The 13670-nt window shown below is 36.9% G+C and carries 12 protein-coding genes and 1 pseudogene; 8 read left to right on the top strand and 5 right to left on the bottom strand.

The features are described 5' to 3' along the window. Window positions 1–60 precede the first annotated feature (60 nt). From ESP02_RS02075 to ESP02_RS02055, 5 genes and pseudogenes are all read right to left on the bottom strand, one after another. Window positions 61–1099, bottom strand: a pseudogene (locus ESP02_RS02075) (AI-2E family transporter). A 149-nt stretch (window positions 1100–1248) separates the two neighbouring features. Continuing rightward, window positions 1249–1689 (bottom strand): MarR family winged helix-turn-helix transcriptional regulator, encoded by a 441-nt coding sequence (locus ESP02_RS02070; protein WP_038398942.1) that lies wholly within the window; start codon window positions 1687–1689, stop codon window positions 1249–1251. 56 nt (window positions 1690–1745) lie between these two features. Continuing rightward, on the bottom strand, window positions 1746–2156 hold the full coding sequence (locus ESP02_RS02065) for an organic hydroperoxide resistance protein (RefSeq protein ID WP_002290719.1): 411 nt from the start codon (window positions 2154–2156) through the stop codon (window positions 1746–1748). Window positions 2157–2332: 176 nt separating this feature from the next. Then, window positions 2333–2767, bottom strand: a complete 435-nt coding sequence (locus tag ESP02_RS02060; RefSeq protein ID WP_038398940.1) for a VOC family protein — start codon at window positions 2765–2767, stop codon at window positions 2333–2335. Window positions 2768–2870: 103 nt separating this feature from the next. Beyond that, the gene (locus tag ESP02_RS02055) at window positions 2871–3719 is read right to left on the bottom strand and encodes a YitT family protein (RefSeq protein WP_002400241.1); all 849 of its coding nucleotides are present in this window, start codon (window positions 3717–3719) and stop codon (window positions 2871–2873) included. 405 nt (window positions 3720–4124) lie between these two features. Here ESP02_RS02055 and ESP02_RS02050 point away from each other — a divergent pair, with 405 nt between their 5' ends. The 8 genes from ESP02_RS02050 (at window position 4125) to ESP02_RS02015 (ending at window position 13610) form a co-directional block, all read left to right on the top strand. Then, window positions 4125–5891 carry a glycoside hydrolase family 13 protein gene (locus tag ESP02_RS02050; protein WP_038398938.1) on the top strand — a complete coding sequence of 589 codons (1767 nt, stop codon included), beginning with the start codon at window positions 4125–4127 and terminating at the stop codon, window positions 5889–5891. 102 nt (window positions 5892–5993) lie between these two features. After that, window positions 5994–7253, top strand: a complete 1260-nt coding sequence (locus ESP02_RS02045) for an extracellular solute-binding protein (protein WP_025478290.1) — start codon at window positions 5994–5996, stop codon at window positions 7251–7253. Window positions 7254–7399: 146 nt separating this feature from the next. Then, the gene (locus ESP02_RS02040; protein WP_002400236.1) at window positions 7400–8701 is read left to right on the top strand and encodes a carbohydrate ABC transporter permease; all 1302 of its coding nucleotides are present in this window, start codon (window positions 7400–7402) and stop codon (window positions 8699–8701) included. A gap of 3 nt (window positions 8702–8704) precedes the next feature. After that, window positions 8705–9556, top strand: coding sequence for a sugar ABC transporter permease (locus tag ESP02_RS02035; RefSeq protein ID WP_002290731.1), 852 nt, complete (start codon window positions 8705–8707; stop codon window positions 9554–9556). 12 nt (window positions 9557–9568) lie between these two features. After that, window positions 9569–10384, top strand: a complete 816-nt coding sequence (locus ESP02_RS02030) for a hypothetical protein (protein WP_002400235.1) — start codon at window positions 9569–9571, stop codon at window positions 10382–10384. Window positions 10385–10534: 150 nt separating this feature from the next. Then, window positions 10535–11701, top strand: coding sequence for a cyclopropane-fatty-acyl-phospholipid synthase family protein (locus ESP02_RS02025; RefSeq protein ID WP_002290735.1), 1167 nt, complete (start codon window positions 10535–10537; stop codon window positions 11699–11701). 233 nt (window positions 11702–11934) lie between these two features. Further along, window positions 11935–12582 (top strand): PepSY domain-containing protein, encoded by a 648-nt coding sequence (locus ESP02_RS02020; protein ID WP_002336406.1) that lies wholly within the window; start codon window positions 11935–11937, stop codon window positions 12580–12582. A gap of 83 nt (window positions 12583–12665) precedes the next feature. Next, a complete protein-coding gene (locus ESP02_RS02015) occupies window positions 12666–13610 on the top strand; it encodes a dihydroorotate oxidase (protein ID WP_002329225.1) in 945 nt (314 codons plus the stop codon). The last annotated feature ends 60 nt before the right edge of the window (window positions 13611–13670 follow it).

The following is a 13670-nucleotide window of genomic DNA, read 5'->3' as shown; positions in this document are numbered from 1 at the left end:
AACAGATTCTAAATCTGATATTTAGGGTCGTTCTAATTTTTATCTTTCTACATTTTTAATTTAAAGGATATCTATTTCTCTTGGTGAATGATTTGGAATCTTTTTCACTTTCAGCACATCTAAAAAGAAGGTGAAGATCGGAATGCCGACAATCAATCCCCAAACGCCAAAGAATCGTTCACTAACAAGCAAGACAACGAATGTATAAAAAATCGGCAAGTCTGTTTTGCTAGACATTAATTTTGGGTTCAGTACATAAGATTCGATCAGATGCACAACCAAAATCGTCATCAGGATATAAACAACATCTCTGATTCCTCCTTGGGAATAAGCAATGAAAGATAGAGGAATACAAGATATAATAACGCCTGCTACTGGGATCAGACTTAGAATGAATATCATAATTGCTAAGCTCAGCAGTTGGTGAAAGCCAAATGCGGCCAAGGCAATAGTTGTGAGCAGAGTGTTTAAAAGAGCAATAATAAATTGAGCTTCTAATACTAAACCAAATGTATTGACAAACTTATCGGCGAAATAATATAGATCTTGAAAGAACCAAGAAAATTCACTTTTTAGAAATAACCGTGAGAATAAAATCGTTTTTTTGCTTTTCAATCATAAAAAAGAAACTTAAGATGAACGACATAGCGAACGCCACTGCCATTTTTCCTATATCTTGTAAATAGCCAAGCGCAATTGACGCACCATTTTGAAGCTGTTCAAAGAAATCGTTCCGCTCGATATAATTGTGGATGTATTGTAAAACTGGATCTGCATCTTTTGGTTGATGCTCGTAAAAATCAATAACAGATTGGATCATATCGAATGTTTGATGAATAAGCATCGGGATATACTTTGTGAATGCCAGATAGATAAGATAAACGATCAATGTATAAATCATGATGGCTAAAATACCTGTAGGAATTCGGACAAATCGCTGAATGATTTGAACAAGGTGGATCATCAAGTAAGTAAAGATAAATGTGAGTAAAATGGTTGTAATCATACTTTTTACTAAGAAAAGTACAAAAATGACAGATAATAAAACAGTGAGGCGGCGTATTTTTTCATTCGCCAAAAAACGCTGATAAACGGACAATTTGACAACCTCCAAATAACAAAAATAAACACGTTATTCATTATATGATGGAATACGAAAATAAGAAAGGGAAAGAGCAAAAAGAAAAACTGCTAAATGACGTTATCTTATGAGTTGGTTTTCCTCATAAAATCGTTCATCTAGCAGTTTCAGCCCTTTTTCTGGTCTTGATGAAAATTATCTAGCATTTTTCGGGTCAGATGTTGCAGTGTATCCAATTCTTCCTGTTCAAGTGGAAGATAAGACTTGATCTTTTGTGGAATACCTTCTGCTTGTTTTTGCAACGCAACTCCTTGAGAAGTGAGCGTAACATTTACGATTCTTTCATCATCCGTTTCACGCTGACGCTTGATATAATTTTTTTCTGCTAACTTCTTCAGTAAGGGAATTAGCGTACCAGAATCCAGACACAAATCATTTCCTAGCTCTTTCACTGTAGCCTTTTTCTTTTCCCATAAAACTAGCATCACAAGATACTGGGTATAGGTAAGATCCAGCGGTTTGAGAAGGGGAGTGTAGTGTCTGATGATCTCCTTAGAGGCGGCATATAAAGGAAAACATACTTGATTAGCTAAATATAGATCTTCCATTTTTCCACCTCCGCTGTTTTACTATAGTGTATCATAGCGGATTTACACAAAAAAGTCTATTCACTAACAGCTTTTAGAGTAACTTCGATATTTCCAGCTGTCGCTTTTGAATAAGGGCACACTTTATGTGCAGCTTCTAATAATTCTTGGGTTTCTTCTAGAGAAAGACCTTCGATAGATCCTTCAATCTCTACGCCTAAGACAAAGCTCATTTCACTTTCGGAATAAAGAGAAACTTGTGCGCTGACAGTAGAAGCGCCAGAAATATTTTTTTGTTGTTTAATCAACTCCAATGCACTGTTGAAACAGGCACTGAAACCAGCTGCAAACAATTGTTCAGGATTTGTTGCGTTTTCAACACGTTTACCAGGAGCTGCAATATTTAATTCGAATGTGTGATCAGGATTATGGACTTCTCCAGAACGTCCGCCTGTGTTGATCATTTTTGTAGAATACATTTTTTTCATAAGATTACCACCTTTTATTATATTTGGTACAATTTAATTGTACACAACTTAATTATGAAAAGCAAAGAAATTGATTGTTCAAGGAAAAAAGAGAAAGCAAATGGAACAAACTTGCTTCCTCTAATAAGAACATTTACAAAAAATATCAGTGACAAGAACTAATCTCATCATAAACTTTACATATATTTTTCAAAAAGTTGTTTTCTTTCTTCAAAACTTACTTCACGATGAACCTGATGAAGCATCCATAAATAACCAAAAGGATCCCTGAACATCGAATTGGTCACACCAAAGTCCATCATTTCTGTCATTTCTTGGATCTCTACACAGCCATTTCGTAATGCTTTATTATGTGTGTCCTTAATGTCAGAGACGATGATATTGAACCAGATCGTATTTGGATGTTCAGCAGTAGGGGCAGTCAGACCAAGGGGTGGATTTTCATCCAGCATATGGAACCGCGTGCCATACAAGGAAAAAATGACTTCATTATTGCCTCTAGGATACTCTGTTGCCTCAATCAGTTCTATTTCATCAAAGATCGTTCGATAAAGTTTTAGAGCTTTCAAACTGTCGTTTACTACAAAATCGATTTCTGTTCCTTTATGCATAAAAATCTCCTCTCTTTTTCAATCGTGCATTTACTTACTTCTTCTATTATTATACCAGTTAAAGAAAACGCATTCAAAAGAATGGGATTGATTACTTACCAACTCATTCGATTGGATGATAAGTAAATCCGCGTCCCATTACTTCTGCTACGCTGTTGACAATGACAAAGGCGCTTGGATCAATTTCTTCTATCAGAGGTTTCATTCGAGAAAATTCTTGGTCGGTCACAACGATCAATAACACTTCTTTTGACTTTCGGTTATAACCGCCTTTTGCCTCCAGCAAGGTAAGCCCGCGTCCGATTTCAGCACTTAAGCGAAGGCGGATGTCTTCCAAAGAATGTTCGCTCATGACCATGACGGATTTCTTCCGATTGATACCTGTTTCGATATAGGTCATGACAATTGAAGTGATTGCAATAGATAAAATAGCGTAAAGAAATTCTTCTATTCCAAAAACAAACAGATTGAGAGAAACGACGAAAGCATCTGTAAGAAATAGGCCGATCGAAGTGTTCAAGTGGAAATATTTTTTAAAAACGAGGGGAGGGATCGTCGTGCCACCACTGGAAGAGTTATTTTTATATAAGATGGCCACTCCTAAAGCAAAAATCGCACTTCCAAAAATGACCGATAACAACCGATCTGAAGTGATTATCATCTCTGGAACTACCGCGATGATCAAAGGAAAAACTAAGCTTCCAAAAAGCACTTTGAAAAAAGGTTTTTTACCTAAAAACAGAAGAGCTAGCACTAACATAACGATATTCAATACTAAAATGACTATAGCACGGTCAAAACCGAAAGCAGCTTCCAGTAATATTCCTAGTCCGCTGACACCACCAGCAGCGATATGATGAGGCCCTAAAAACATATTGATAGCGACTCCTAATATAAAGAGAGCAAAAATAATCTTGGCATATGTCCATATAAATTGTCTTGTTTCTTTCATTTATCCACTTCCTTTAGTTGATTAACAGTATTCTTATCTTATTATAACTTATTTTTCACCATAAGTTAACTTCGTTTAAGAAAAAAATTAGGCTTGGCTAATTTAGGATACTCAACTTATCTGAAATCACTTGATCAAACAAAAACTCTTAAAAACTTTTTTAATTAGGAGCATCGAATATAGAGAGCAGAGAAGCAGAGAAACTAAGATAACTATAGAACTCGAAATAGGTAGGAAATAGCTTTAAAAACTTTTAAAAGTTTTTTCATTAACTGTTGAATTCGTTTAAAAAGTAATGGAAAAGTGTCAAAAAAACTGTTACCGATAACATTTTTGAAAGCGTTGTCTTTTCTATCTCTATCACTTATAGTGAGGACGTAATATTAAATCGCAAGGAGGAAATCAATGGACACAGCTGCAATTTATCATCGACCGGAAAGTGAATATGCATTTCTATATACGAATACAAAATTCCGTATCCGGCTTCGTACTCGGAAGAATGATATCAAAAAAGTATATGTGTTAAGCGGAGATCCATATACCATAACAACTGAAAAATGGTATCAAAAAGAACGACCAATGAAAAAATGTTTAAGTACAAATATTCATGATTATTGGGAAGTTGAATTGACAAGTGAAACAAGACGATTACAATACGCGTTCCATGTTATTGGAGAAGACAGCACGGATTGTTTCTATGGTGATCAAGGAATTTTTCCTTATCGAGAAAATGTGATTGCTGAACCAAATTTTTATTTTCGAATGCCTTATTTCCACCAAATTGATCGCTTCGTTGTACCAGAATGGGTGAAAGAAACAGTATGGTATCAAATTTTTCCTGAAAGATTTGCAAATGGGGATAAAGCAAATGACCCCGAGCATACTTTGGCTTGGGGAAGCAAAGAGCCAGATCGTGAAGATTTCTTTGGCGGGGATTTACAAGGTGTGATGGATCATCTGGATTATTTGACAGACCTTGGTATCAATGGAATATACTTTTGTCCCATATTTAAAGCTACATCCAATCACAAGTACGATACGATCGACTATTATGAAGTCGATCCCGCGTTTGGAGATAAAAAACTTTTAAAAAACTTAATTGATGAAGCTCATAAACGAGGGATACGTATCATGTTTGATGCTGTATTCAATCATATGGGTATCCATTCGCCCCAATGGCAAGATGTACTCGAAAACGGAGAAAAATCAATCTATAAAGACTGGTTCCATATCCGCTTTTTCCCAGTAGATTCCTATCAGATGACTGATGTGCCAGAAACTGCTGAAAATATCCCATATGATACTTTTGCTTTTACTCCATTTATGCCCAAACTAAATACAGCAAATCCAGAGGTTCAAAAATATTTACTAGACATTGCCACCTATTGGATAAAAGAATTCGATATTGATGGATGGCGACTAGATGTTGCTAATGAAGTGGATCATCATTTTTGGAAAAAATTCAGAGAAGAAGTCACAGTCATCAAACCTGATATCTATATCCTGGGAGAGATCTGGCATTCCTCACAGGCCTGGCTGCAAGGGGATGAATTCCACGCAGTAATGAATTACGCATTTACAGATTCAATTAAAGATTATTTTGCAAAAAAGAAAGTTACAGCTTCGCAAATGGTTAGCGGAATGAATCATCAGCAAATGCTTTACAGAGATCAGGTGAACGAAGGGACATTTAACTTATTAGATTCTCATGATACTGCAAGGATTTTGACTCTTTGTAATGGGAACAAGGAATTGATGAAATCTGTGATGACTTTTATGTTTCTTCAAAAAGGATCTCCTTGTATCTATTATGGGACAGAAGTAGGGATGACTGGTGGAGAAGACCCAGATTGTCGAAAATGTATGGTCTGGGAAAAAGAAAAACAAGATCTAGAACTGCTTGGTTTTATAAAAGAACTCGTTTCTCTTAGGAAACAGTTGTCTAAGATTCTTTCTGAAGGGGCTACCCAATGGCTAATAGTAAATGATCGTGAAGATAAGCTTTATTTTATACGTGAACTACAGGGGCAGATTATCCATATTTACTTCAGTCAGTCAGAAGAACCTTGGATAGTAGAACAGGAAAATGAGGTTATTCTTAGTCAAAATTGTCAGTTATTAGAAGATGGAAAAGCAGAGATACAGCAATACGGATTTTTGATTATGTGCTGAAAAACTGTTACCGGTAACAACAAGAAAGCGTTTGCAAATAAAGATTTATGCCCATTATAATAATGGTGTAACAGCACGTTGAATACACAGGAGGAAATGAAGATGAAAAAACGAAGCGCGAAAAAGTTAGGTTTAGGGTTAGTCTCTTTAGGAATCTTAGGCGGATTAGCGGCTTGTGGCAATGGTAATTCTTCAGCAGAAGGGGAAGCGGAAGAAGGAAAAACGTTAACAGTCTCCGTTGATTCTGGATATAAAGATTATATAAACGAAATAAAAGATACATTCGAAAAAGAAAACGATGTGAAGATCAAGCTGGTAGAAAAGGACATGTTCGATCAGTTGGAATCATTAGCGTTAGATGGGCCTGCTGGAAAGGGACCTGACGTTATGATGGCAGCATATGACCGGATCGGTGCGTTAGGACAGCAAGGACATCTGGCGGAAGTAAAACTGGGAAATGAATCAGCTTACGATGAAACAGACAAAGCCCAAGTGACTTATGGTGGAAAAATCTATGGAGAGCCTGCAGTAATTGAGACCCTTGTTTTGTACTATAACAAAGATTTAGTCGATACAGCACCAGCGACGTTTAAAGATTTGGAAAATCTATCCAAAGACAGTCGTTTTGCTTTTGAGTCAGAAGCAGGAAAAAATACAGGATTTTTAGCTAAATGGACTGACTTTTATTATTCCTATGGTTTGATTGCAGGTTACGGCGGCTATGTATTCGGTGATGATGGTACAGATCCTTCTGATATCGGTTTGAATAATGCAGGTGCTGTAGAAGGAATTTCTTATGCAACAGATTGGTTCCAAAATGTTTGGCCTAAGGGAATGCAAGACATAAAAAGTGCAGGAGACTTCGCCAGCCAGCAATTCATGTCCAACAAAACTGCAGCAATTATTGACGGCCCATGGCAAGCGCAAACATACAAAGAAAACAATATCAATTATGGTGTTGCAAAAATCCCTACTCTAAACAATGGACAGCCTTATCAACCATTTGGCGGAGGAAAAGGATGGGTAGTCAGCAATTACGCTAAAAACAAAGATCTCTCTCAAAAATGGCTCGATTATGTAACGAATCAGGAGAATCAAGAGAAATTCTTTGAAATGGTAAATGAAATCCCTGCAAACCAACAAGCTCGGGAAACAGCCAAGGCTAAAAACGATGAATTAACAACAGCTGTAATCGAACAATATGAAACAGCTCAAGCAATGCCAAACATCCCAGAAATGGGTGAAGTTTGGACAGGTGCAGAAAACTTGATGTTCGATGCAGCATCAGGTTCAAAAACACCAAAAGAATCCGCAGATGAAGCAGTGAAAACAATCAGTGAAGCCATAGAACAAAAATACTGATTAAAATGATAACCGTCCATTTTTATAAAAAATGGAACAGGTGCTTCAGATAGAGGTGGCAAGAGCGAGATGGGAAATTATCTTGCTCTTGTTGCCATTATCTTAAAAGTAGTTTGCGGTTTAGCAAGTTTAGAGGGGGCATTCAGATGCAGCAAGATAAAACAAGCCAGATCAACGAAAAAAAAATCACGCTTTGTTCACTTATTCCGGGGATGGGGCAGTTTGTAAATGGCCAAACTTTTAAAGGTATCGTTTTTTTCGCCATATTCGTCCTATTCATTGGTCAGATGTTCTTGGGCGGATTTCATGCATTGATAGGATTGATTACTTTGGGAAGTATACCAATGGAAGATCATTCATTATTTATTTTGATTGAAGGCACTTTGCAATTCATCATTACGATCATTTTCTTGATTTTTTACGCTTTGAATCTTTTAGACGCCTATCGAGTAGCAAGGATGCGTAAAGAGGGCAAAAAAATCAATCGGACGATGAAGGAAGTCATACATAATATAGGTGATGAAGGTTTTCCTTATCTATTGACACTTCCCGCGTATCTTCTCATGATTTTTACCATCATTTTCCCAGTCTTAGTCACATTATTTACTGCATTTACCAATTATGACTTTAATCATATTCCACCAGCCAGTTTGATTGATTGGGTAGGGGCTAAAAACTTTTTTAGCATCTTCTTCTTGAGTTCATATCGCAATACTTTTTTTGCAGTCTTTTCATGGACCGTGATCTGGACGTTATGTGCAACAACTTTGCAAATCACCCTTGGTATTCTCACAGCGGTTGTTGCTCACCAGAAATTTATTAAATTCAAACGTATTTTCGGTATCATTTTTTTATTACCATGGGCGGTCCCAGCTTTTATTACTATCATGAGTTTTTCGAATATATTCAACGATAGCGTAGGTGCCATCAATACTCAAGTGATTCCTTTCATAAACCAGCTTCCTTTTGTAGATATCAGTGCAATCTCTTGGAAAACGGACCCGAACTGGACGAAAGTGGCAATCATCTTAGTTCAAGGATGGTTAGGATTTCCCTATATCTATGTAATGGTTACAGGGATTTTACAGTCGATTTCTGAAGATTTGTATGAAGCAGCAAAAATCGATGGAGCAAATGCATGGCAACGTTTCTCAAATATCACACTTCCAGCTGTATTTCTAGTTGCAGCACCAACGTTTATTACCCAATATACTGGGAATTTCAATAATTTTTCTATGATCTACCTATTTAACAATGGAGGCCCCGGAAGCGTGGGTGGAGGAGCTGGTTCTACTGATATCCTGATTTCATGGATTTATAAACTTACGACTGGAACTTCTCCGCAGTATTCTATGGCTTCAGCCATCACGTTGATTATCTCCATCATCGTTATCTGCGTATCTTTACTAGTGTTCAAAAAGACAAATGCGTTCAATATGGGGGATTAAACAATGAAAAAATTTCATTCGAGTGCACGATTCCAAAAACGGCTTTCTCACTTTTTTACTTACTTTTTTCTTTTGCTGTTATCAGTCATTATTATCTATCCACTTTTGATCACAGCAAGTACTGCCTTCAAGTCAGGAAACATTGCGGCTTTCAGTTTGGATTTTTCAAGCGACTGGACTTTAGGGAATTTCACGCGGCTGTTCAGTGAAACACTTTACGGGACTTGGTATAAAAATACGTTAATCATCTCTGTCCTAACGATGATCGTACAAGTAACTGTAGTAACTTTAGCTGGCTATACGTATAGCCGTTATCGTTTTATCGGCCGCAAATCAAGTTTGATGTTCTTTTTAGTGATTCAGATGGTACCGACTATGGCAGCATTGACTGCCTTTTATGTCATGGCTTTCCTATTAGAGGCGCTAGATAAGTATTGGTTCTTGACGATGATCTATATAGGCGGTGGGATTCCAATGAATACTTGGTTGATGAAAGGATACTTTGACACAGTACCAATAGATTTAGATGAATCTGCTAAACTTGATGGGGCAGGGCATTTCAGGATTTTTTTCCAGATTGTATTACCTCTTGTCAAACCAATGCTCGCCGTTCAAGCATTATGGGCATTCATGGGACCATTTGGCGACTTCATGTTAGCGAAGTTCTTGCTTCGAACACCTGAAAATCAGACTGTTGCTGTCGGCCTGCAAACATTTATTTCTGATGTGACAAATCAAAGGGTCTCCCTCTTTGCTGCTGGAGCAATTTTGATTGCTTTACCGATTTGTCTATTATTCTTCTTTTTACAAAAGAACTTTGTTACCGGCCTGACATCTGGCGGAACAAAAGGATAGGAGCAGAGGATCATGCAAACATTTCCGTTAAATTATTTTTCCACTTTACGTACGCCAACTCAAGTGTTTGCGGGACGCAAACTATTATCATGGCCTAAATTTTTCTTGATATTTGTATTTTTAGTTTCCTTGATGGTCATGCCTGTGACTCTTTTTTACGCCAATCAGATCCAAGCGATTCCATTAGAACAATTTCTATCCGTTCATTCGCTGATCGATGAACAAGGAACCAAAAAATTTTCTGAACTTGAATTATCTAAAACTGGGCTACAATCATCGCAACAAACGATAGCTGTGACCCCTGAAATTTTGGTAGGTGTGTCTTTATCTGAGAAACAACAATCCGATCATGGAACTTTTATTGATTTTGAGAAGGAACAATGGGTGATCCAACAAAAGGATAAATCTGGTATACGCCGCTATACGATGAATTATAGTCCATCTTTCCAACCAGATTCTGTACGTACGCCCGAAGATTTCCAACGATTTTTAGAAAGAGAATTTTATGCCAGTAATCGTCCAACAATCATTTTATCTTATAGTTTAAGTCTTGGTTTTGTCCTATTTGTCATGACGAGTCTCATTTTATTCGGGGCTTCCTTTTTCTTGTGGATGACAAGAAAAAGCCAACTTTCATCCATTCATACATTCAAAGAGAGTGCAAATTTGATGCTGAATGTTATGGGGATAGGATCCATGGTAGCAGCAGTTGTAGGGTTTATCCACTTTGACTTTATCTTGATGCTAAGTGTCCAAACAATGATAACTGTCTTGCTGCTTTTATGGGTTTTTGCTAAGACAAAATTCAAAGATAAGCGTGTCGAATGACAAGTTTAAGTGATTTGTGCGACAATGAATGTGAAAAAAATGAAAAATAAAGTAGTTTTTGAAAAATTTCTGAAAAAATTAAACTTCTTAGTTGATTCTTTTCTTTTTTAGTATTAACGTAATAGGGTAGTTTTTTTAAGGAGGAAAATCATGTTAGAGAAAACTTTATACAATCAATTATTTTCACGTTCTTTCTCGCTCCCTGTCGAAGTAAATTATTGGGACGGTACAACGAAACAATACGGAGATACGGACACTCCTCCCCAAATCAAAATCAATATCCATGAAGAAATCCCAATGAAAGAGATTACAAGCAACGCTTCTTTGGCACTAGGAGAAGCTTATATGGATCATCGAATCGAGATCGAGGGAAGTATCCAAGCATTGATCAACGATGCTTATCAGCAAGCAAACAGCTTTTTACGAGGAAAAGATTATCTAAAATGGCTGCCAAAGAAAGAAAAACATACAAAACAAAAAAACAAAGAAGATATCCATGCGCATTATGACTTAGGTAACGACTTTTATAAACTTTGGCTAGACCCAACTTTGACTTATTCTTGTGCCTATTTCAATACACCTGAAGATACGTTGGAACAAGCACAAATCAATAAAGTCCATCATATTTTAGACAAACTCTTTATCAAAGAAGGCGAAACGTTGCTTGATATCGGTTGTGGCTGGGGAACATTGATGTTCACTGCTGCCAAAGAATATAACGTCAAAGCAACTGGGATCACTCTAAGTGAAGAACAATACGATTTGATCACCAAAAAAATCAAAGAAGAACATTTAGAAGATAAATGCCGTGTATTATTAATGGACTACCGTGAACTAAAAGGCGAAACGTTTGATCATATCACAAGTGTAGGTATGTTCGAACATGTAGGTTCTGAAAATCTTGAAGGTTATTTCAAAGTCGTAAAAGATTTATTGAAACCAAAAGGAACAGCTTTGATCCATGGAATCAGCCGACAACAAGGCGGTGCGACAAACGCTTGGATCAATAAATATATTTTCCCTGGTGGTTATGTTCCTGGTGTTACTGAGTTAGTTGATAATATTACAAAAAACGATTTGCAATTGATCGATTTAGAAAGTTTGCGTCGTGACTATCAATTGACATTAGAACATTGGACAAAAAATTTCCATCAAGTCCAAGATCAAGTCACAAAAGAAATGGGTGATTCCTTCTATCGAATGTGGGATCTATATTTACAAGCTTGTGCAGCTTCATTTGAGTCAAGCAATATCGATGTAATTCAATATTTGCTTGTTCAACCTGGAAATAATGATATCCCAATGCATCGTGCATAATTGATATAAAAAGGCAGTTTAAAAGCTATTTAATTATTTAATAAATGGAAGCTAAGTTTTATGATGCTCCCGAAGTGAGATTTTAGTCTAACTTCTAGGGTTGTCTCTAAAGCTTAGCTTCTTTTTTATTTTCATAATAAAAACGTTGTTCTTTAATTTTTAAACATGACAGAAATTTTTTTCTTCGTTATACTTGTATAGAATACTATTTTATAATAAAGGAGATAGAATCAATGAAGAAAACTGTTATTTATACTAGTTTATTTGCGGCTTTGTTTTTAGCTGCTTGTCAATCAAACACCAATCAAGGAACATCTGGGAATACATCTTCCAGCAGTGAACAACGCTCTTCTCAGGTATCGGAATCCTCAACAAACGCAAGTACATCTTCGTCTAGTCAAACAAAGAATTCGAGCGAGGCAATGGGCCAGTCAGCTATCAAAGTGTCTGCAGCTCGTGCGATTGAATTGTTTAAAGATAAGTATCCAGATACTGCTATTACTAGTTTGGAACTAGATAGTGATTGGGGATCTTACTTCTACAAGATAGAAGGTGTCGATGATCAAAAAGAATATGAAGCAAGAATCGATGCTCAGAATGAAAAAATGGAAACAGAGAATCCAGAAACGCTAGATCGAGAGGATCAAAATGGTCAAAAGAAAAAAGAAGATGGTCTAGCTGTTGATAAATTGATCACGATTGAGGAAGCCGCAAAGATTGCTGTCGATAAAGTAGGAAGCGGTACAGCAACCGATTGGGATCTGGATAAAGATCTAGGTACTACTTATTGGGAAGTCAAAGTAAAAAATGGCAATCAAAGTACGTCAGTCAAGATCAATAGTGAAACAGGGGAAGTACTATCAACCGAACAGGATGATTAAGAAATTCGTTGAAAAACAAGAGTTGATTTTTCTTTTAGTCATGATACACTAGATAAAATAACTTGTTTGAAGGAGCGATTTACTTGAGTTTAGAAACGACCTTTGCCAATCATACCTTTGCCAACCCTTTTATGAATGCATCTGGTGTACACTGCATGACTACCCAGGAATTAGACGAGCTGGCTCATTCAGAAGCAGGAGCATTTATCACTAAGAGCTGTACAATCAATGAACGAAAAGGAAATCCCGAACCACGCTATTTTGATGTTCCTTTAGGCAGTATCAATTCGATGGGGCTTCCAAACTTAGGCTTTTCTTATTATCTAGAGTATGCTCTTGCGTATGAAAAAGCACAGAAAAACCCAAATCAACCATTATTTTTTTCGATCGCCGGGATGAGTGTCCAAGAAAATTTGGAAATGCTTGGGGAAATAGAAAAAAGTGGATTCAAGGGGATTACTGAACTAAATTTATCTTGTCCAAATGTGCCTGGTAAACCACAACTAGCTTACGATTTTGAGGCCACTTATGAAACACTGAAAGAAGTATTCAGCATCTTTTCTAAGCCGCTAGGAATCAAATTGCCTCCTTATTTTGATTTTGCTCATTTTGATCAGATGGCAGATATCTTGAATCAATTCCCGTTGACATATGTCAATGCTATCAACAGTGTGGGCAATGGGTTGTATATCGATACAGACAAAGAAGCAGTAGTCATCAAACCAAAAGAAGGGTTCGGCGGCATTGGCGGAGAGTATATCAAGCCGACTGCTTTAGCAAATGTCCGCGCTTTTTATACGCGTTTGAAACCAGAAATCCAAATCATCGGTACAGGTGGGATTCGGACAGGACAAGATGCATTTGAACATCTGCTATGCGGTGCAAGCATGTTGCAGATTGGTACCGAGCTTCACAAAGAAGGCCCGGAAATCTTTTCTAGAATCACAAACGAATTAACTCAGATTATGTCAGAAAAGGGATATGCGTCTATTGACGAATTTAAGGGTAAATTACGCACTATTTCTTAGTAAAAAGACGAAGATCGATCATGATCTTCGTCTTTTTTTATAAAAAACGGTTGTCTGTTC

The sequence above is a fragment of the Enterococcus sp. NBRC 3427 genome, from assembly GCF_007996925.1.
Lineage (GTDB): Bacteria > Bacillota > Bacilli > Lactobacillales > Enterococcaceae > Enterococcus_B > Enterococcus_B lactis.
Note: the sequence above shows the minus strand (reverse complement) of the source record. Positions and strands in the feature narration are given on the sequence as shown.